This is a genomic window from Sphingomonas sp. GC_Shp_5, from assembly GCF_026540855.1.
Classification (GTDB): domain Bacteria; phylum Pseudomonadota; class Alphaproteobacteria; order Sphingomonadales; family Sphingomonadaceae; genus Sphingomonas.
This window is the reverse complement of the sequence record NZ_JALNUP010000010.1, coordinates 113,076-131,873: the sequence shown is the minus strand read 5'-3', so window position 1 is coordinate 131,873 and position 18,798 is coordinate 113,076. Positions and strand designations below refer to the sequence as shown.

Genomic DNA, 18,798 nt, shown 5'->3' with positions numbered 1-18,798 from the left:
GATTTCGTTCGCCGAAAGCCGGGTGCAGCGCTTCGAGGGCGAGCACGATGATGCTTTCAACGGGCGACTTGATGCGGCTCGGGGTCAGGCGTTGGACATTCACCGCCAACAAAACGAAGCTGACGCTCCTTATCGGATGCGGATCGCAGAGGCTGTCGCCAATGTCCGTCTAAATATCCGAGAGACATCACATGACGCGCAGGCGGGTGCTAGCAGCTTGCTAGCTAATGCGCGTCGCCAAGCCGCTCACGGTGCTCAATCACTCCATGAAGGGAGCCAAAGCATGGCCCAGCGTACCACGACAACTATCACCTCTCTGGCATCGAACCCGCTGGCGCTCGGCGGTATCGCTGCGGTTGTAGGGCTGATCGCGGGATCGTTGATCCCGACCTTTGAGGGCGAAGAGCGTGCGTTCGGTTCCACCGCGAACAAGCTGCGGGAGAGTGGCCGCGGCATGGCTCAGGATCTCGCCGACACGGGCGGCCGCGTCGTTAATCAGGTGCTCGACACGGCGCTGGAAAGCGCAGACCGCGAAGGGCTGTCGCCCGACAAGCCGATCGGCGAGACCTTTGCCGCGCTCAAGAGCGGGGAACTGGTCGCCAGCGTCAAGCAGGTAGCAGCCGATGCGCTGGAAGCAGGGAAGGGTGCCGCTCAAGCTGAAGCGGCGCCGGCACAGCCGAACCACGGGACGGATCAGGCGTGAGGCAAGGGGACGCGGGCGAGCTCCGGTGGGTTTCGCCTAGGTGAGCCCGCGCCCCATCAGCACGCTGCTGCTGGCGCTGATCACGGCGCTAAGCCTTGGGCTTGCCGTAATCGTCGTCTGGTGCTTGTTCAACCGGTCACCACCAGCCCGTGGCTCCGCCGGGCCAATCCAGACCGCTCCAGGGGCGGGCATACCAGCGACGAAGCATCAGCCTCCGGCGCACTGAGGCAGAAGTCTTTGGTCCTCAGGATCCATGCGGATACCGTACAACTATGTTCGAGTTTAGCGGCTTTAGTAACCGCCCGCTTGCCGGAACGGGCGGTTACTAACGTGCCGCCTGCTAGTTCATCTGCGACTAGGTCTAGCCGCCGAGATCGCCGTTGGCATTTGCATCGCGGAGAAGGACGACGGTGCGCAGATGCGTGCCCTCAGAGGACCGAGGCATATCGTTACTCATCAAAGCTTTCCTGTTTCGACCTCAGTACGCCTGCTACACGTCACCGAGTGCCACGATGGATCTGCTGCTCTTCAAGGTCGAGTTCTTCACCAAGCGCCCGGTGCGCTTCCGCATCGATCTGATCGGTCTGCTCCATCAGCTTCTCGCGAGCCGCTTCAATCGCCACTAGGCGCAGGCGCTGCTGGGCGACGAGCTGGCCGGTCTTGGTTTCCAAGTCCTGGTCCTCAATGCTCGCCCGCTCGGCTCGCACTTTGTACTCGTCGACCAGTTCGGCTGCTGCCTCGCCGTGCTCGGACGCGTCGCTGTCGAGATGCTCCTGCACTGCATCGAGTGAGGCTGCAGCGAGTTCGGCGCGGGCCTGAGCGGTATCCGGTTCGGGCACAATTGTCTCCTCCTGCTCGAGGCCCAGACGACGTATTACCCAGCCGAGTGTTGTCCCTTGCAGCACCAGCGTTGCGAAAATTGCGCAGAAGGCCAGAAAGACGATAATGTCCCGCCCTGGAAAACGGGCGGGGAGGGCAAGCGCCGTTGCTAGGCTGACTACGCCCCGCATCCCGGCCCAAGACAAAATTGTCGGGTAGCTCCAGGACGGCATAGGGTCAGCTTCCCGCGTTGAGCGGGAAAGGACGCGAGGAAGCCAGGTCGCCGGGAAGATCCAGACAAAACGGCTGACGATCAGCGTCGCGGACACCGCCAAGGCGATCCAAGCGAGGCTCTGCGCATCATGGCCCTCCAGGCGCTCGACGATCCCGCGCAGCTGGAGGCCAATGAGCATGAACACGAGTGCGGTAAGTAGGAACTCGACAAATCCCCACACCGTCGCCATGCCGAGCCGCGTTTCACCGGTGAAAGCCGCATGTTGACGCCGGCCGAGTACCAGCCCGCAGGCGACCGCCGCCAACACGCCGGACACGTGCAGCTGCTCAGCAAGGAAGTAAGCCAGGACCCCCGCGAGGAGGCTGACCGTAATATCGAGCAGCGTGTCTTCGAGCAGTTTGAAGACCCACATGGCAAGACGGCCGATGATCCAGCCCGCCAGCGTTCCGCCGATGGCGGCAGCGAAGAACTGGAAAACTCCCTTGCCGAGGCTGAACGTTCCTGCCAACGTGGCAGCAACCGCACAGCGATACAGCACCAGCGAGGAGGCGTCGTTGATGAGGCTTTCGCCCTCCAGCACGGTGACGATGCGCTTAGGCAGCTTTACCTGCTTGAGGACGGCCGCTGCGGCGACCGCATCTGGCGGGGCAACGATCGCACCAAGGGTGATCGCTGCCCACCAGGGCAGGTCGGCTACTAGCAGCTTGGCGACGACCGCCACTGCTGCGGCAGTGAAGAACACAGCGCCCAGCGCTAACGATAGGATCGGCCGTAGGTTGAACCGGAAGGCTGGCCAGTCGGTGCGATATGCGCTGGCTTGAAGCAGTGGTGGCAGAAAGAGTGCCAGTACCAGCTCCGGATCGAGTTCGACTGTGCCGACCCCGGGTACAAACGCCAGCGCCATACCGCCGAGCACGAGTGCAACCGCCAGCGGAACACGCAGCCGCTGCGCGGCATGTGCCAGCGCCACTGATGCTGCGATCAGTACGAGCAGTAGCTCGAACGTATGCATCAGGCCGACACTTTCGGACAGAGAGAGCCGGTTGGCGGCGAATACGAAAGCTCAACCCAATCAGCAGATTGTCCGTTCCTAACGAGGGCTAAGCGCATCACCCAGGCATAACTCCTTCCAGGCCGCCTACCGGTGTTGCAGATGTGCTGAGTTTTGGACGTCGCGTATGTCGCCGCTTTTGCGACATTGACACGTCCGAACCTGGTGGAGAGCAGACATTGTGGAGTGAAAGTAAAGTAGCTTGGGTACTATGATGGCCTGTAACGTGACGAAGGATTCGGCCTTCACGTCGACGAGGATACATCAACTTCAGATGCTTGCGTCGTTGCGGGCGTTCGCCTCCCGTTTGGACGATCACACCGCGGTCTTTAACTGATCTGGTTTCTTCCCGTCGGGAAGGGTCTCTTGGAGGTGGCCATGGATCATCGCTGCGTTGAACGGCTTCGAGAGGAACGTCGCCTTTGCCGGCATGTCTCCCGCATTCGGGCGGACGCGGCCACTGCCGATGACGATTTCGATCCACGGGTAGTTTTCGGCGACGTGGCGCGCGAGCGCAAAGCCGTTGGTGTCACCCGGCATATCGACGTCCGAGAAGAGCAGGGTGATAGTGTGGGCGTATTCAGGGAGCATAGCGATCGCAGCATCGCCGTGATCCGCCTCGTAGGTGCGAAAACCAGCGTCTTCCAGGATGCCTGCGACCGCCATGAGGATGAGGGGGTCGTCATCGACCGCAAGGGCATACGGCACTGCTGAGGTTTCCATCCTGCTCTAACATCTGAGCCGGTGCCAAGGTTCGGCGATTTTTTCGCGGCTAGCCTAATCAGGATGTTCGGCTTCGGGACGAGATCGCCTGATCGAATAGACAGCCACCCATCTCGGCCACGCATGCGCGCAGGAAAAATATCAAGTCAGGGTTGAGACTTGGGTGGGTGACGGTACACCATGATCATCGGCGAGCTGCACCGATCACGTCCACATCAGGGTTCTGTTCGTGCCTCTTCCGCCAAACCAAAAGCTATCGCCCGGCGCGGCGCTACGGTCCGGGGCCGAACTGGACCACGGTCATCTGAATGACGTTGCCCGGCTCGCGGCACAGATCTGCTCAGCCCCTATCGCCATGGTCAGTTCGGTCGAAGCCGGCCATCAGATACCCAAAGCCAGTATCGGTCTTCACGCCACGACAGCACCGCTCGATAGCGTCATCTGCCGCCACACGATTGCCGAGCGCGATCTGCTCGTCATCCCTGATCTGCTTGAGGATGTGCGTACCGCCTCGCATCCCTTAGCGACCGCGGAACAGCCACTGCGCTTCTATGCCGGCGTCTTTCTGGAGGGCGCAGACGGCTCGTCACTGGGTACCTTGTGCGTGATGGATCAGGGACCCCGTCCAGGCGGATTGACCGACGATCAGGCGGAAGCGCTGAAGGCGCTTGGACGGCAGGTCATCAGCCAGTTCGATCTGGCGCGTGAACGGTCCCGGTTTGCGGCCGTGTTCGACAGCGCTGTCGATTACGCGATCGTTGTCATGGATCAGGCAGGGACTATCACCGACTGGAACCAGGGTGCTGCTAATATCCTGGGCTGGTCGCGAGAGGAGATCATCGGCCGGAATCTGGAAGCCTTCTTTACCCCTGAAGACCGGGTGGCAGGGATCGCCGACCAGGAGATGGCCGGCGCAAGGGACAAGGGGCGCGGCATCGACGAGCGCTGGCACCTTCGTAAGAGCGGTGAGCGCTTCTGGGCCAGTGGCGAGATGATGCCGCTTCGCAATGCCGAACGCGAACTGATCGGCTACATCAAGATGCTGCGCGACCGGACCGAAGCGCGGCTGTCTGAAGACCGTCTGGTTGCCAGTGAGAAACGTTGGCGCGACCTGTTTCAGAATATGCGCGAGGGGTTCTTCGTCGGCGAGTTGATCCGCGATCCGAACGGCAAGCCTTACAATTACCGCTTCATCGAGGTGAACGAAGCGTTTGCGGAGCAGTCTGGCATACCGGCGACAGGCGTCGGCATGACGATCCGTGATTTCGCCGGCGACATCCAGCAATGGCTGATCGACCGCTATGCCTTGACGGTTGAAACAGGCGAGCCGCAGCAGTTCGAGATCCATGTTCCCGAGCTCGAACGGTATTTCGAGGTCCGCAGCGCCAAGGATGAAGGCGAGCGGTTCTCATGCCTGTTCCTCGATATCACCGCCCGCAAAGCGGTCGAAGCACAGCTCGCGCTGAACGACGAGCGACTGCAGATGGCGCTCGTCGCCTCCGGCGCGGTCGGATTGTGGGACTGGATGGTCGATAGCGACCTGCTCCACGGCGACGCCAATTTCGCCCGCCTGTACGGCCTCGACATCGAACGAACTGCGGCTGGGCTGACAATGGAGCAGTATCAGGAACACGTAGTTCCCGACGATCTGCCCTTCCTCCGTGAGCGCATCCGCGCCGTGTTCGAATACGGCGCGGATTTCCGCGTCGAGTACCGGCTTGCTATTCCCGGCCAGGCCCTGCGCTGGGTCGAGTGCAAGGGGCGCATGGTCATGGACGAGCACGGCAAACCATACCGCTTCTCAGGTACTGCGGTGGACGTTACTGATCGGAAAACTGCCGAAGACCAGAAGCACCTGCTGATGGAGGAGCTCTCCCACCGGGTGAAGAACACCTTCTCCATGGTTCAGGCCGTAGCATTTCAGACACTGCGTGATGTTGATCCGGCGATCTCCGACACCTTGCAGAGCCGATTGGCCGCGCTCAGCCGGGCTCACGAGGTACTGCTGCAAAAGGACTGGTCATCGACCTCAATCCGCGCGCTGCTCGATCGTGTGCTTCGGCTTGAGGCCGAAGGCGGCCGCTACGAACTCCAGGGTGACGATTTCGAGGTCGAGGCTGACGCTGCGTTGTCGCTGTCATTGCTGTTCCACGAGCTCGCCACCAACGCCGTGAAATATGGGGCGTTGTCGAACGGCACCGGTCGTGTCCGAGTGAGCTGGTCAACCGACGACGATCGTTTCAGGCTGAGATGGGTAGAGGAGGGCGGCCCACCAGCCCACGAACCCTCACGGAAGGGGTTCGGCTCTAAGCTCATAGCCTTGGGCATTCGCAACAGCCGGCAGGTGACCCTGGCTTACGCGATGGAAGGCTTCTCGGCGGACTTTGAAGCAGCACGCGCGATGGTCATCGCTGAAGCCCAGCTGCGTACTGGCGAAACTAGCTTCGAGGGTAAGCCCGCGCGAAAGCTGCCATGACCATCTCAGGCTGGATCGGCTTGCTCAAAATCGCCACCGCATAATCGCACTGCTCACATTCCTCAGGTGTGCCGGTGATATAGATCACGGGAATGGAAGGGCGCCCGACGCGGATGGCCTCAATCGCTTTTGGCCCGGTACCGCCAACATTCAAATTAACGTCTGACAAAATGACATCCGGCTCGCGCAACGACACAGCGGCGATCGCGTCCTTCTCGGTTTCAACAATTTCTACCGACGTTGCGCCGGCTCGCTCAGCGATGTCCGCCACGAACTCGGCTATCAGCGGTTCATCCTCGATCACCAAAACATGACACATATCAAGCTGTCCTTCGCAGGCTCAACACATGGCGTTCGAGATCGACCCAAAGCAGCATCGATAGGTTTGGATAATCGGGGGTGGGCGGAGGCTACTGCCTCAACCTACTTTAATGCCATCACCGACCTGTTTCGCAAAAATGCTAAGTTTCGGATGTCGCATATGTCCGGTGTTCTGCGACAATGGTCTAAATCGAGCTTGGCGGATTAGGACGGCAATCCGGAACATGTTCTCGCACGCCGATGAATGGCTTAGCTAAGCCGTGATACAATCGGGTCGGGCACACCCAGGCGCCGATCGCGTCAGCGAGTAGTGCAGTGGCGAACAACGGGATGATGAGCCCGCGGCTGGCGGTCGTCTCGCTGATGATAATGACTGCCGTGAGTGGCGCGCGGACAACGCCGACAAAGTAGGCAATCATGCCCAGCACGACGATGGCGCCGGGCGGGTCGGCAGGAAAGAGCACGGTCAGTAGGTTGCCAACACCCGCGCCAACCGCAAGCGACGGCGCGAACACGCCGCCCGGCGCGCCGCTAAGCGTCGTGGCAAGTGCGGCGGCGAACTTGGCCGGCCCGAACCATAGCGGCTGGCCATGCCCTTCGACGAGCTGGCGGGTAGCGGCATAGCCGGTGCCCCAGGTCGTGCCCGTGCTCGTGAGGCCGAGCAGCGCGACGACGAGGCCGCAGCCTGCCGCGAACAGCACCGGCCGCTCCTTGAGGCGCCGGACTGCCGGGTGTGCCGCCTCCGCAATGTCGAGCACGATGCGGCTGAATAAGCCGCCCGTGAGCCCGCCCGCCACCGCCGCGACGGGCGTCACCAGCAGCACGGCTCGTACGCCCAGCGTCTGCCCCATGGTGCCGAAATAGACGTAGTCGCCAGCAATCCCGAGGCTGACGAGCCCGGCGATCATCACCGCCGCCATCACCAGCACCGCCACCTTCTGCTCATAGGCAGATGCCAACTCCTCGATCGCGAACGCCACGCCTGCGAGCGGCGTGTTGAACGCCGCAGCGACCCCGGCCGCGCCGCCTGCAATCAGGACGCCCGCGCCGATCGGCACCCGCAGTACGCGGCTGATCCAGACCATTATCGCCGCGCTGAGCTGCACCGTGGGGCCTTCGCGCCCGACTGAGCCGCCCCCCAGCAGCATGGCGAGCGTCAGCCCGACCTTAGCAAAGGCAGTTCGGAGCGACACGAGTGGGCCGGTCACCTGATCCTGCGGATCGCGCGCGGCGGCAATCACCTGCGGGATGCCGGACCCGCGAGCGGCTGGAAACCAGCGCCCAGTGACGTACACCACGGCCGCGAACAACGCCGGGGTCAGCAGCAGCGGCGCGTAAGGTATAGCGGCGACGAGCCGGGTGAACAGCGCCTGCGCTGTGTCACCAGCACGCGCGAACGCCAGTGCCGCCAGTCCAAGCAGCACGGCGCCGCCTCCAGTAGCCAGTCGCCGCCGCAGGCGCCGCAGCGCTTCGCCGCTCCGTCCGACACTGCCGTTGGTGAGGCGCGCGAGCCGGGCCAGAAAGGTATCGAGCGACGCTGCCATTGCGCCGTCTTTGACGTTAATACGGAAGCGCGCAAGCGGGCGTGCTTGCTTCAGCCGAGGAGACGCCATCCATGACGCATCTGCTGGATGAGGTCGGACGGGCGCTGCTGATGGCGGCGGGCATGTTCTGGCAGACCGGCTGGAGCCTCGTCCTTGGGTTCGCCGTCTCTGGCCTCCTTCAGGCGATCATGCCGGCCGACCAGATGCGCCGGGCGCTCGGCCGTGACGGTCCGCGCGAGATCGGCATCGCCACGCTGGCGGGGGCGGCAAGCTCAAGCTGCTCGTATGCCTCGGCAGCGATCATGCGCACGCTGTTCAAGAAGGGCGCCTCGTTCGTCGCCAGCATTGCCTTCCTGTTTGCGTCGACCAACTTGGTGCTCGAACTCGGGATCATCCTTTACCTGCTGCTCGGCTGGCAGTTCATGCTCGCCGAGTGGATAGGCGGGCTGGTGCTGATTTCGGTGCTGAGTCTGCTGGTGAAAGCCACGTTGCCCGAGGGTCTGACGGATGAGGCGCGCCACCACGAGGAGCAGGGCGGCGGGCACGAGCATATGAGCATGGCCGTTGAGGGCGGCACGTGGCGCGAGCGGCTGCGTAGTCCCGACACGCCGGTGCGCGTCGCGCAGAACTTCGCGATGGACTGGCGGATGCTGTGGAAGGACCTGGCCGCCGGCTTTCTGATTGGCGGCTTCCTAACCGTGTTCGTGCCGAGCAGCGTTTGGCAGGGGCTGTTCCTGACCCACGCCTCGCCTTGGGTCAGGCTCCCCGTGGACGCGCTGATCGGCCCGATCGTGGCAATGCTGACCTTCGTCTGCTCAATCGGCAACGTGCCGCTGGCGGCCGTGCTGTGGGGAGGCGGCGCCAGCTTCGGAGGCGTGGTGGCGTTCCTGTTCGCCGACCTCATCGTACTGCCGCTGCTCGACATCTACCGCCGCTATTATGGCTGGCGGATGGCGCTCTACATGGGCGCGGTATTCTACGCCGCTATGGCTGTGGCCGCGCTAATCGTCGACCTGGGCTTCACCGCGCTTAGGTTGGTGCCTCACGCGGCCGGCGGCATTGAAGCCCGGGTGAGCCATTTCGAGATCAACTATACCTTCTGGCTCAACCTCATCGCGTTCGCCATCGCGATCTGGCTCTTCATGCTCAATCGGCGGCACCCGATGAACCACTGTCATGGGTAAAGCGCTTGGACGCGACTGATCGGATCGTGCATCCTAGTCTGCCGTAGCAAGCGGTCCCGGTGAGAGGCTGCGACAAAGGAGTCATCCCATGAAGACGATGTTTGCCGCCATCCTTGTTGCCGGCTTGGCCCTATCGCTCGGCGGCTGTGCCAAGAGCGGCGACGAGAAGCTCGCCGACCGCGTCGAGAACCATGCCGACGCTCAGGCGGATGCACTCAAGAACCAAGCAGCCGAGCTGAACGCGGAAGCCAAGCAGGTTCGCGAGACCGGTAAGCAGCGCGGCGATGCGATCGACGCCGCCAACCTCAACACACAGGCGATGACTAACGAGCAGAAGGCCGCGATCGTCAACGGGGCTGCACCTGCGGTACGGTGATCCAGACGGACGCGGGGCCTTGATGAGGGGGCAACCCTTTTGAACGCCCGCGTCCGCCAGTTCTTGGTCGGCGTAGGCGAGACGTTCTGGCTGTTGCCGGCGGCGCTCGTCGTCGCCGGCATCCTGCTCGCGGTCGGGCTCGTCGAGCTCGACCGCAGCGGGCTGGTGCCGCAGTGGCTGGTCGACAGCCCCTGGCTCTACAACGGCGGAGGCACGGGAGCACGCACCCTTCTGGGTGCGATCGCGTCGTCGACGATCGGTGTCGCCGGCACGGTGTTCTCGATCACCATCGCGTCGCTGTCACTGGCGGCGGGGCAGATGGGCCCCCGGTTGCTGCGCAACTTCGTCAAGGACCGTGGCAACCAGTTCACGCTCGGTGCCTTCCTCGGCACTTTCTCCTATGCGTTGATGGTGCTCAGGAGCGTGCGGACCCAGGGTGAGGGGCCGTTCGTCCCGCATGCCGCGCTGACCGCGGGCATCCTGCTGGCGTTCCTGTGCGTGGGCGTGCTGGTGTTCTTCGTCGGCCATATGGCGGGGCGGATCAACGTCGACACGGTCATCGAGCTGGTGAGCGAGGACGTTGCTCGCGCAATCGGGCGGTTAACCGGCCCCCACGCGCCAACGCATATCGCAGCGCCGACCTTCACCAATGCCGTCGCGGCCGTTGCCGATCCGCGGCGCGGCTACCTTCAGGAACTCAACGCCGACCAGCTGGCCGATTGGGCAGCCGCGCACGACTGTACGATCCAGCTGCTCGTCCGGCCGGGGGACTACGTTTTCCCCGGCGCGCCAATCGCGCTGGCCGAGCCGACCCGCGACGGCATCGACCGGGCGATCCGGCGCGCCACGGCGCTTGGTGGGCAAAGGGTCAGCCGGAGCGACCTCGAGTTCGCGATGCGCCAGCTCGTCGAGATTGCGGTGCGGGCGCTGTCGCCAGGTATCAACGACCCACATACTGCGATGAGTGTGCTCGACCGGATGGGAGCGGCGCTTTGCGACATGGTACCGCGATATCTGCCGCATGGCCTGATCGAGCGCGACGGCCGGGCGGTGCTGATTGTTCCGACGGTCGACTATGACGGACTGGTCGACACGATGTTCCACCTGATCCGGCAGAACGCCGCTGGGAGTGCTACGGTGCTGATCCGCTTGCTCGAGGTGCTGACCGCCGTCGCCGGCTTGGAGCGTCGCCCCGAACGGCTGGACGTACTGCGCCGGCACGCCGACCTGGTGCTCGGCGACGGCGAGCGCGATGTCGCGACGCCCGCCGACCTCGACGATCTCAAAGGGCGCCATCAGAGGTTCATCGCGATGCAGACGATCGGCCCAATTAGCGTGCTGGAGCGCGAGGCAGCATGATGGAGCTGCTCAAGCAGGCGACCCTGTGGCTCGCGGCCGGCGTTGAGGCTGCGGCGGCACTAGTGATTGGACTTGCCGCCATCCAGGCGTTCCTGCGGGCTCTCGTGCTGTTCATACCTGGACACCTCGCCTCGGATGAGCCTGACGCCAAAGAGGCCGTGCGCCTCAAGCTTGGCCGCTGGCTGGCGGTCGCACTCGAACTGGAGTTGGGCGCAGACATCCTGCGCACCGCCGTCGCGCCGACCTGGACAGAGATCGGGCAACTCGGTGCGATCGTGGTGCTGCGGACCGCGCTTAACTTTTTTCTCCAAAAAGAGATCGATGGCGCTCAAGCACGCCGGACCGGTTCGCCGCCTGCCGCCAACCCCGAACCATAGGACCGACAATGGATTTTCTCGGCATAAACTGGGTCGGCGTCAATGCGGAGAACGGGCGCAAGCTGCTGCTGTCGCTCGCGTTCGTCGCGGTCGTGGTGATAACCAGCCGGTTGTTGCGCGGGCTCGTCAGCCTCGTGCTGCGCCGGGTCGATCATGCAACCGTGCAGACGCGGTTCTGGACGAGGCAGGCGATCAGCCTCGTCTCAGCGATCGTCCTGATCCTGGGGCTGCTGTCGATCTGGTTCAGTGATCCCACCCGACTGGCGACCGCGCTGGGGTTGATGTCCGCCGGTCTCGCCTTTGCGCTTCAGCAACCCGTCACCTCAATCGCGAGCTACTTCGTCATTCTGCGGGGCAACACCTTCACTGTCGGCGATCGCATTTCGATGGGCGGCGTACGCGGTGATGTGATGCGGCTCGGCTTCATCCAGACCACTATCATGGAGATGGGCGAGCCGCCCAGTGTCCAGGGCGCCGACCCGGCGGTGTGGGTCAAGAGCCGCCAGTTTACCGGCCGTATCGTGACGGTCAGCAATGCTAAGATCTTCGCCGAGCCGGTGTACAACTACACCCGCGACTTCCCGTTCATCTGGGAGGAGATGGCGATACCGATCACCTACGAGGCGGACCGCGCCAAGGTGGAGGCAATCATGTTGGCGGCCGCCAGGCAGCAGTCGGTCGATCTGGACTCGCTGGCGGCCGAGTACAAGGAGGGACTGCAGGCGCGGTTTGGAGTCGAGCCGATCGATCTGGTGCCCCGCGTGTTCTACCGCATCACTGACAACTGGCTGGAGCTTACGGTGCGCTTCATTGTGCATATTCACGGTATCCGGGGCGCCAAGGATGCCATGAGCCGCTATATCATCGGCGAACTCGACAAGGCCGGCATCGGCATCGCTTCGGCAACCTACGACATCGTCGGCTTTCCCCCGATCCGGATACGCCCGGAGGCAACCGCTCCACCTCAATAATGCCGATGCGCAGCAAACGCATTCGGACCAGGGCGGCTGTTCAAGCATGTCACCGGCAAAGGAGCCAACAGCCATGTCCCTTCCGCTCGTTTTCAGAATCAGCGAGTTCACCACCATGCTTTGGTCGTTTGACGAGGACGTGGTCCGATACCCCGCCTTCAGCATCGACTATACATTCGGGCTCAATCTGGTGGCTCTGGGGCTTGCGGTGTACCTGTACATCCAGAACCGGTGCCATCCGATGGACCATCATACCCACATTGTTCATGAAAGCGCCCACGACGAATGAACCTCGTCAACATCCTCGTTCACCGGCTGCGCGAGATGGTCGCGGAGTTCATCCGCATCCTGCCGCAGATTGGCATCGCGCTGGTGATCCTGCTCGCGACGTGGTTCGCCGCCAAGTTCGCGCGGCGCATTGCCGATCGGCTTCTGAGCCGAACCGAGGTGCGCGGCACGCTGGTCAACCTTGCCGAGACACTGGTCAGCGTAACGATCTGGATCATTGGTCTGATGATCGCCAGCTCGATCGTTCTCCCAGGCGTTACGCCAGCCAATCTGCTCGCGGTGGTGGGCCTCGGCTCGGTCGCGGTAGGCTTCGCCTTCAAGGACATCTTCGAAAACTTTCTCGCCGGCATCCTCATCATGCTCCGACCGAAAATGCGGATCGGCGACATGATCGAGTGCGAGGACGTGGCGGGAAAGGTGGAGCAGATCACCTTGCGCGAGACCTACCTGCGCCATCTCAGCAATGAATTGGTGCTCGTGCCCAATTCCTTCCTGTTCAAGAACCCTGTCAAGATCCTGACCGATGAGACGAAGCGCCGCCATCAGGTCGAGGTCGGCGTCGGCTACGACGTCGACCTTGATGACGCCGCCCGCGTGATCGAGGCAGCTGTCCGATCGTCGGAGGGCGTCGATCCGGATCAGCGCATCGACGTGTTCGCCAAGGCGTTCGGCGACAGCTCGATTGATTTCCTTGTCCGCTGGTGGGCCGGCTCGAAACCGGTCGACGCACATCGATCGCGCGATGCGGTCGTCAGGGCGATCAAGCGGGCGCTGGACGACGCCGGGATGGAGATCCCATTCCCGTATCAGACGCTCACCTTCAAGGAGCCGTTGCCGCTGACGCGGGCGCGGAAGATTGCGTCCGACGACCTATCTCCCGCGTCCGGCCCCCACACGGCGCGGTCCGGCGAAGACGACGGCTTCTGATCAGCTCTCCGCCGGCGCGCCGGCAAAGGCGGCGACGATGCATATCAAACCGACAATCGCGAACCCGGCGCGGGTAGGCCAGCCTCCAACCTGCGAGCGAAAAGACACCCAGACCGCCAGCACCGCCTGCATCGCGTAGAACAGCGCGAACGCGCGCGAGGATAAGGCGATCACCGAGAAGGGGTCGGTCAGCCAGACGACCGCGATCGACAGCGCACTGGCGGTCAGGAATGCGCCCCGAACCCCGAGCCGCCGACGTGATACCTCGATCATCAGGCCGCCCGAGCCGATGCTATCGGCGATCGCGGCGCTGAGTTGGCTGGAGACGGCGCCGACGAGCACAAAGACGCCGAGCAGCGGCGCGACCATCGTCATTATATCGAGGATGCCGGCGACACCCTCCGCATGTTGCGCCCGGGTCAGGAACGGCGTGAGGAGACCTAGGAAGGCAAGGTAGATCGCCGACGACAGCCACTGAGCATAGCGCATCGTCCGCACGCGGGTAGGCTGGTCGTAGCTGCCCCCCATGTAGCGCGATGTCTCGAACCCTTGCACGGTGATGACGAGCCCAAGCAGAAGGGGCACACCCGACCAGGACAGGCGGGTTGGAGGGAGATCGAGGGGCATCCCGGCGTGGGTCGCCCACCAGGTGGCGAGGCCAGCTAGAAGGCCAGTGATGATCCCTAATTTTACGGATACGCTGGCATGGGCAGCATGCTCGATCTTCTTGATGCTGCCCGAGAATGTCAGCGCCGTTAACGCCAGGATGATAACGGTGACGAGTAGGTTGGCGATCAGACCGTGCCGCTCAGGCGCGATCGCCAGCGGCTTCATCGTGAACTCGGCGAGCAGTTTCAGGTAATAAGCCACGGAGACCGCGTAGGCGATCGCCAGCATAACCTGCGCAAGCCGCATCGCCCATGCCATTGGATCGTGCAGTGACAGTTTCGGCGCGATGTCCTCGACATGGACGATGTTGAAGCGGACGACGGCACCCACCGCATAGGCTAACGCTAACAAGGCTGCCATGGCGAGGATCGCCGCCGCGCCGAACTCGCGGGCGAGCAGTGGCCCGCATATCAAAAAGCCAGACCCGATGATCGAGGCAAGGGGGGTAACGGTCGCCCGCCACGTATCGGTGCGGGCGAAACCACCGAACGTAAGCAAGGCAGTGACCGCAACGGCGGCCAGGACAGCAATGACGATGATCAGAAGAAAAACCCTTGTAAGCTGGTACGACCAGATGGTGCTCTGATGGTCTCCGCCAGGCAAGACGGATCACGTCGAGTCGGCTTATTTGGCAGCATTCAGTGTATCGGAGAGTTTGCTAGGATCGCCTTGCACACACCGCTAGGTGCCCTCAAAAGCAAACGATGAAGTCGCCTGCCAGCCCAACTCTCGCCTGAAATGACGGACAGGATAGCGGAAACGCCGCCCGAAGCACCCGAAAGCGGTTTACGAGCGCTAGCGATTTATCGCTGGTGGAAGCAGTCCATAGTCGGCGTGATCGATCATGAAGAGGTGGTCGACAGGATCATCGCCGACAGCGGCTGGTCGCCCCGCTACGCCTTCATGACCATGATGTCGGCGGGAATCGCCGTGCTCGGCCTGCTGCTGTCGTCGCCGGCGGTGGTGATCGGAGCGATGCTGATCTCTCCGCTGATGAGTCCGATACTGGGGCTCGGCTTCAGCCTCGCGTTATTCGACTTTGCCGAAATGCGGCGTTCCCTCACGGCGCTGGCGGTCGGCGCCGTGCTGGCAGTCGCCTTTACCGCGCTCATCGTTCTAGCATCGCCGTTGAAGGCCCCGACCGTCGAAATTCTCGCCCGCACCCGACCTAACCTGTTCGATCTGCTCGTCGCGCTGTTCGCGGCTCTTGCCGGTACGTTCGCGATCATCCGTGGGCGTGGCGAGACGATTGTCGGTGTCGCGATCGCGACCGCCCTGATGCCGCCGCTGGCGACCGTCGGATATGGCTTGGCGATCGGCAACATGGCGATCCTGAGCGGCGCGTTAGCGCTGTTCGCAACCAACTTTCTGACAATCGCGCTCTCGGCTACGATCATGGCGCGCTTCTACGGCTTTGGTCACTATCTCTCCAGCCAGCAGAGCTGGACACAAACAGTTGTGCTGGCGCTCGTCTTCGTCGGCATGTCGGTGCCGCTGGCGGTCTCGCTCGGCCGCATCGCGCGCGAGACGGTCATGACCACTCAGATCCGCTCGATCCTTACCGGCAGCTTCAGCGCAAACGCGCGTGTGACGCAACTCGACGTCGATTATGATCACACGCCACTCTTGATCCGCTCGGTGGTGATCGCGCCGCGGGCCGGGGCGAAGGACAGCAAGGCTATCGAATCTGACGTAGCGCGGCAGCTTGCTCAGCCAGTCCGGCTGCAGCTTGATCAGGTGTTGCTCGATCCTTCTGTAGGCTCGGTAGGAGCCCAGCGCGCCGAGTTGGAACAGGCCTCGGCGGCTGCGGCAGCTGATGACGCGGAGGCGATGTCGATTGCTCGTCTCGTGGCACTTGCCGCTGGCATCGAGCCCGACGACGTGACGATCGACCGCGATCACCGTCGTATTGCCGCGACAGCGGTGCCGCTCCCCGATGCAGGTGCGGAGACCTATCGGGCATTGGAGCAGCGTGCCGCCCAGACCGCCAAGGGCTGGCACGTGACGATCGTGCCGCCGCTTGGATCGCTCCCGACCATCCGATTTGCTGACAACATCGACACGCTTGATCCGCCAGCACGGGAAGCGGTGCTGCTGTCCGCATGGGAGGCTAGACGCTGGAATATTCCAGCATTGGCCGTGCCCGGGCTCCCAAGGGAGCCTGGCGTAGCCCGTCCAAGCTTAACCCAGCGCCGCGGCTTGGCGGTCGCCGCACTACTGCGTCAGCAGCGGATCGTCACCGTGCCTGCGCCGACTGCAGGACAGTCGTTCGCGCTTTCGGCCAGCTCAGGCGCGGTACGGTGACACGCCAGGAGCTGAAGACCAAGGAGGCAGCCATCCCCTGGGGCCGCGCCGGCCGACCGGACGAGGTAGCCGCGCTCGTCAATTTCTTGCTCTCTCCGGCGGCTGATTACATAACCGGCACCACCGTCACGATTGACGGTGCTCTTTCACTCACCGTTGCGCAGGGAGCCTGAGCGATGGTCGCATATGTCGTAGAACAGCTTGACGACGTCACGCTGACAGGCGGGCCGCTCGACCGGAAGCTCGATCTGATGAGCCCGTTCGTTTGGAACGACGGGAGCAGCTACCGGATCATGGTGCGCGGCGTACCGTGGCCACTGGGACCGACCGGTTTGATCGGCGGCGGCAGCAGCAACGACGGGCTGACCTTCGCCATGGATGATGCACTTGCCATCATACCTGGCCCGGATCCGTTCGATTTGGGCGGCTGTGAGGACCCGACCGTGCTGGTACTCCCGGACAGTCGGGTCCTAGTCTACTATACCGGCGTGGATGCTCAGCGGCTGCAGGGATCGATGATCCTCGCCGAAGGCCCCAGTCTGCATGAGCTGACCAAAACCGAGTTGGTTTTGAAGGCGCCCCCGGGCGAGGGCAACATCAAGGAGGCGACGCTAGCCGAGACGTCGACCGGCGAGTGGCGGCTATTCTACGAATATGCCGCCAACGGGGCGTCCCGCATCGGCATGGCAGGCGGCCCATCGCCGACGGGGCCTTGGACGGTACTACCCGACCCGTTTGGCATCCGCGAAGAAAGCTGGGATAACTGGCACCTATCAACTGGGCCGATCTTTCAGGTCGCCGGGCAAGATCCGGTCATGTTCTATAACGGTGCCACCTACGATGCACGCTGGCGGATCGGCTGGATCAGCTTCGACACCGACTTCACACGTGTGACTGGACGCGGGCTCGAGCCGCTGCTCCTACCGCCGCCGCCAACCCATCGCGACTCCACTGACATTGCGTTTGCGGCATCGACCGTCTCTGAAGGCGAACACATCGCTCTATTATTCACTCGAGGACCGCATGCGTCGACGCGCGCTGATCCGCCGCTACACCGCCTGAGCAACACCTTGCTCGACGTGCGCAAAAAGTTACCGCCGGTTAAGCCGGTGGCAAAGGAGATACCATGTCACTGATGGAGATGATCGAGCAGGGCGTCGAGAGCGGCTCCCTAGGCAAAGTTCCCGCCGATCCGAACAGGCAGGGCATGGCAGATGGCTTCTGACAACGATCGCGGCCGCACGGCTTCCAGCCCTCTAGCGATGCCGCTGACTGGTTGGAAGGACGTGTTCGTCCGCACCTGGAGCGAGGCGGGGGACGACAATGTTGGCCTCGTTGCCGCCGGTGTTGCCTTTTATGGGTTCCTGGCACTCGTTCCGCTGCTTGGCGCAATTGTGCTGAGCTATGGTCTAGTGGCTGACCCGCAAACGGTCATTCACAATATGCAGGGCCTGACTTCGGTCATGCCCGGCGATGCGGCCAAGCTGGTCGGCGAGCAGCTGATGAACGTCGTCAAAACGTCGGGCAGCAAGAAGGGGCTCGGACTCCTCCTCGCGCTTGCATTGGCGGTGTTCGGTGCACGCAGCGCTGCTGGTTCGATCGTGACCGCGCTCAATATCGCTTATGAGGAGAAAGAGAAGCGCAGCTTCATTGTCGTCAACCTGCTGGCTCTCGGCATCACCGCTGCTGGCGTAATAGTCGCCGTTCTAGCGGTCGTTGCAATTGCGGCGCTGGGGCATCTGGAAACGTTGCTTCCAACAGCGCCCGGGGTCGTACTCATCCTTGGCAAGCTGCTGTCCTACCTTGCACTGGCGCTCGCGGGCGCGGCCGGGGCAGCAACGCTCTACCGTTACGGTCCCTCGCGGACCAAGCCGCGCTGGGTGTGGCTTACGCCTGGGTCGATCCTGGCGGCACTGCTGTGGCTCGCGCTCACGCTCGGTTTCGGCATCTACGTCGCTAACTTCGGCAACTACAATGCGACCTATGGTTCGCTGGGCGCGGTCGTGGTGCTGCTGACCTGGCTCTACCTGTCGAGCTACATTCTCCTTTTCGGGGCAGAGCTTAATTCGGAGCTTGAACACCAGACCGCCGAAGACACGACTTGTGGAGCCAGTAAACCCATGGGTGATCGCGGCGCTTGGGCCGCCGATCATGTTGTGACGACCGAAGCGCAGAAGGACGCATCCGCCAGCGCTGCGGTGAAGTCGACGGATGCTGAGCCAAAGCAGCTGACGTCTCAGCCGTCGCTCGTGGCAGAGTACATCAGTGCGCGGACCGGATCGCGCCTTGGGACGGTGGTGGGGGCAAGGCGAGCTGGAATGCTTTCTTCGAGTATAGCCGTGCTAGGGCTCGGCTTTGTGCGTCGCCGCGGTAAAGTTACGCAGGGGCTGGCCCTTCTCGCCGTTGCCGCCGGCTTGAATTGGCTTGCGCGCCAAGATGAGAACGCCCGCAGCTGACTTGGCGTGTCGGCG

At 63.0% G+C, this 18,798-nt stretch carries 17 protein-coding genes and 1 pseudogene; 13 read left to right on the top strand and 5 right to left on the bottom strand.

Translation table 11 applies throughout. The features are described from left to right. The first annotated feature begins 283 nt into the window (after positions 1-283). The gene (locus OXR60_RS10250) at positions 284-703 is read left to right on the top strand and encodes a hypothetical protein (RefSeq protein ID WP_267395787.1); all 420 of its coding nucleotides are present in this window, start codon (positions 284-286) and stop codon (positions 701-703) included. 497 nt (positions 704-1,200) lie between these two features. On the opposite strand, the gene OXR60_RS10245 is transcribed toward OXR60_RS10250, so the two are convergent. Further along, a complete protein-coding gene (locus OXR60_RS10245; RefSeq protein WP_267395786.1) occupies positions 1,201-2,769 on the bottom strand; it encodes a Na+/H+ antiporter in 1,569 nt (522 codons plus the stop codon). Positions 2,770-3,123: 354 nt separating this feature from the next. Then, positions 3,124-3,531 (bottom strand): response regulator, encoded by a 408-nt coding sequence (locus tag OXR60_RS10240; protein ID WP_267395785.1) that lies wholly within the window; start codon positions 3,529-3,531, stop codon positions 3,124-3,126. 355 nt (positions 3,532-3,886) lie between these two features. Here OXR60_RS10240 and OXR60_RS10235 point away from each other — a divergent pair, with 355 nt between their 5' ends. Next, the gene (locus OXR60_RS10235; protein WP_267395784.1) at positions 3,887-6,007 is read left to right on the top strand and encodes a PAS domain S-box protein; all 2,121 of its coding nucleotides are present in this window, start codon (positions 3,887-3,889) and stop codon (positions 6,005-6,007) included. Here the strand turns inward: OXR60_RS10235 and OXR60_RS10230 are convergent. Together OXR60_RS10230 and OXR60_RS10225 are read right to left on the bottom strand one after the other, a co-directional pair. Next, positions 5,970-6,326 (bottom strand): response regulator, encoded by a 357-nt coding sequence (locus OXR60_RS10230; RefSeq protein ID WP_267395783.1) that lies wholly within the window; start codon positions 6,324-6,326, stop codon positions 5,970-5,972. The two genes, OXR60_RS10235 and OXR60_RS10230, sit on opposite strands and share 38 nt — an antisense overlap. 187 nt (positions 6,327-6,513) lie before the next feature. Then, positions 6,514-7,872 (bottom strand): chloride channel protein, encoded by a 1,359-nt coding sequence (locus OXR60_RS10225; RefSeq protein ID WP_267395782.1) that lies wholly within the window; start codon positions 7,870-7,872, stop codon positions 6,514-6,516. A gap of 71 nt (positions 7,873-7,943) precedes the next feature. On the opposite strand from OXR60_RS10225, the gene OXR60_RS10220 reads away from it, so the two are divergent. The 7 genes from OXR60_RS10220 (at position 7,944) to OXR60_RS10190 (ending at position 13,354) form a co-directional block, all read left to right on the top strand. Then, positions 7,944-9,056, top strand: coding sequence for a permease (locus tag OXR60_RS10220; protein ID WP_267395781.1), 1,113 nt, complete (start codon positions 7,944-7,946; stop codon positions 9,054-9,056). Positions 9,057-9,144: 88 nt separating this feature from the next. Continuing rightward, positions 9,145-9,432, top strand: coding sequence for a hypothetical protein (locus OXR60_RS10215; protein ID WP_267395780.1), 288 nt, complete (start codon positions 9,145-9,147; stop codon positions 9,430-9,432). Between the two features lie 39 nt (positions 9,433-9,471). After that, positions 9,472-10,791: a DUF2254 domain-containing protein gene (locus OXR60_RS10210; protein WP_267395779.1), complete on the top strand. Its 1,320-nt coding sequence runs from the start codon at positions 9,472-9,474 to the stop codon at positions 10,789-10,791. Further along, positions 10,788-11,168: a DUF1622 domain-containing protein gene (locus OXR60_RS10205; RefSeq protein WP_267395778.1), complete on the top strand. Its 381-nt coding sequence runs from the start codon at positions 10,788-10,790 to the stop codon at positions 11,166-11,168. The genes OXR60_RS10210 and OXR60_RS10205 overlap by 4 nt, the downstream gene beginning before the upstream one ends. 8 nt (positions 11,169-11,176) lie before the next feature. Continuing rightward, positions 11,177-12,139 (top strand): mechanosensitive ion channel domain-containing protein, encoded by a 963-nt coding sequence (locus OXR60_RS10200; protein ID WP_267395777.1) that lies wholly within the window; start codon positions 11,177-11,179, stop codon positions 12,137-12,139. A 73-nt stretch (positions 12,140-12,212) separates the two neighbouring features. Further along, complete coding sequence (locus tag OXR60_RS10195; protein WP_267395776.1) at positions 12,213-12,428, top strand: hypothetical protein; 216 nt, start codon at positions 12,213-12,215, stop codon at positions 12,426-12,428. Continuing rightward, complete coding sequence (locus OXR60_RS10190; protein WP_267395775.1) at positions 12,425-13,354, top strand: mechanosensitive ion channel; 930 nt, start codon at positions 12,425-12,427, stop codon at positions 13,352-13,354. Before OXR60_RS10195 ends, OXR60_RS10190 begins: the two co-directional genes overlap by 4 nt. Here the strand turns inward: OXR60_RS10190 and OXR60_RS10185 are convergent, their stop codons facing one another. Continuing rightward, the gene (locus OXR60_RS10185; RefSeq protein WP_267395774.1) at positions 13,355-14,626 is read right to left on the bottom strand and encodes a hypothetical protein; all 1,272 of its coding nucleotides are present in this window, start codon (positions 14,624-14,626) and stop codon (positions 13,355-13,357) included. A gap of 231 nt (positions 14,627-14,857) precedes the next feature. Between OXR60_RS10185 and OXR60_RS10180 the strand changes: the two genes are divergently transcribed. From OXR60_RS10180 to OXR60_RS10165, 4 genes and pseudogenes are all read left to right on the top strand, one after another. Continuing rightward, positions 14,858-16,327 (top strand): DUF389 domain-containing protein, encoded by a 1,470-nt coding sequence (locus tag OXR60_RS10180; protein WP_267395773.1) that lies wholly within the window; start codon positions 14,858-14,860, stop codon positions 16,325-16,327. An 8-nt stretch (positions 16,328-16,335) separates the two neighbouring features. Next, a pseudogene (locus tag OXR60_RS10175) lies at positions 16,336-16,500 on the top strand (SDR family oxidoreductase); the annotation flags it as partial. 3 nt (positions 16,501-16,503) lie between these two features. Next, positions 16,504-17,463 carry a glycosidase gene (locus tag OXR60_RS10170; RefSeq protein ID WP_267395771.1) on the top strand — a complete coding sequence of 320 codons (960 nt, stop codon included), beginning with the start codon at positions 16,504-16,506 and terminating at the stop codon, positions 17,461-17,463. A gap of 78 nt (positions 17,464-17,541) precedes the next feature. Continuing rightward, positions 17,542-18,783, top strand: coding sequence for a YihY/virulence factor BrkB family protein (locus OXR60_RS10165; RefSeq protein ID WP_267395770.1), 1,242 nt, complete (start codon positions 17,542-17,544; stop codon positions 18,781-18,783). Positions 18,784-18,798 lie beyond the last annotated feature (15 nt).

Coding starts and splice junctions, on each gene's coding strand:
- OXR60_RS10250 (WP_267395787.1), top strand. CDS start 284: ATGGCCCAGCGTACCACGACAACTATCACCTCTCTGGCATCGAACCCG.
- OXR60_RS10245 (WP_267395786.1), bottom strand. CDS start 2,769: ATGCATACGTTCGAGCTACTGCTCGTACTGATCGCAGCATCAGTGGCG.
- OXR60_RS10240 (WP_267395785.1), bottom strand. CDS start 3,531: ATGGAAACCTCAGCAGTGCCGTATGCCCTTGCGGTCGATGACGACCCC.
- OXR60_RS10235 (WP_267395784.1), top strand. CDS start 3,887: ATGGTCAGTTCGGTCGAAGCCGGCCATCAGATACCCAAAGCCAGTATC.
- OXR60_RS10230 (WP_267395783.1), bottom strand. CDS start 6,326: ATGTGTCATGTTTTGGTGATCGAGGATGAACCGCTGATAGCCGAGTTC.
- OXR60_RS10225 (WP_267395782.1), bottom strand. CDS start 7,872: ATGGCAGCGTCGCTCGATACCTTTCTGGCCCGGCTCGCGCGCCTCACC.
- OXR60_RS10220 (WP_267395781.1), top strand. CDS start 7,944: ATGACGCATCTGCTGGATGAGGTCGGACGGGCGCTGCTGATGGCGGCG.
- OXR60_RS10215 (WP_267395780.1), top strand. CDS start 9,145: ATGAAGACGATGTTTGCCGCCATCCTTGTTGCCGGCTTGGCCCTATCG.
- OXR60_RS10205 (WP_267395778.1), top strand. CDS start 10,788: ATGATGGAGCTGCTCAAGCAGGCGACCCTGTGGCTCGCGGCCGGCGTT.
- OXR60_RS10200 (WP_267395777.1), top strand. CDS start 11,177: ATGGATTTTCTCGGCATAAACTGGGTCGGCGTCAATGCGGAGAACGGG.
- OXR60_RS10195 (WP_267395776.1), top strand. CDS start 12,213: ATGTCCCTTCCGCTCGTTTTCAGAATCAGCGAGTTCACCACCATGCTT.
- OXR60_RS10190 (WP_267395775.1), top strand. CDS start 12,425: ATGAACCTCGTCAACATCCTCGTTCACCGGCTGCGCGAGATGGTCGCG.
- OXR60_RS10170 (WP_267395771.1), top strand. CDS start 16,504: ATGGTCGCATATGTCGTAGAACAGCTTGACGACGTCACGCTGACAGGC.
- OXR60_RS10165 (WP_267395770.1), top strand. CDS start 17,542: ATGGCTTCTGACAACGATCGCGGCCGCACGGCTTCCAGCCCTCTAGCG.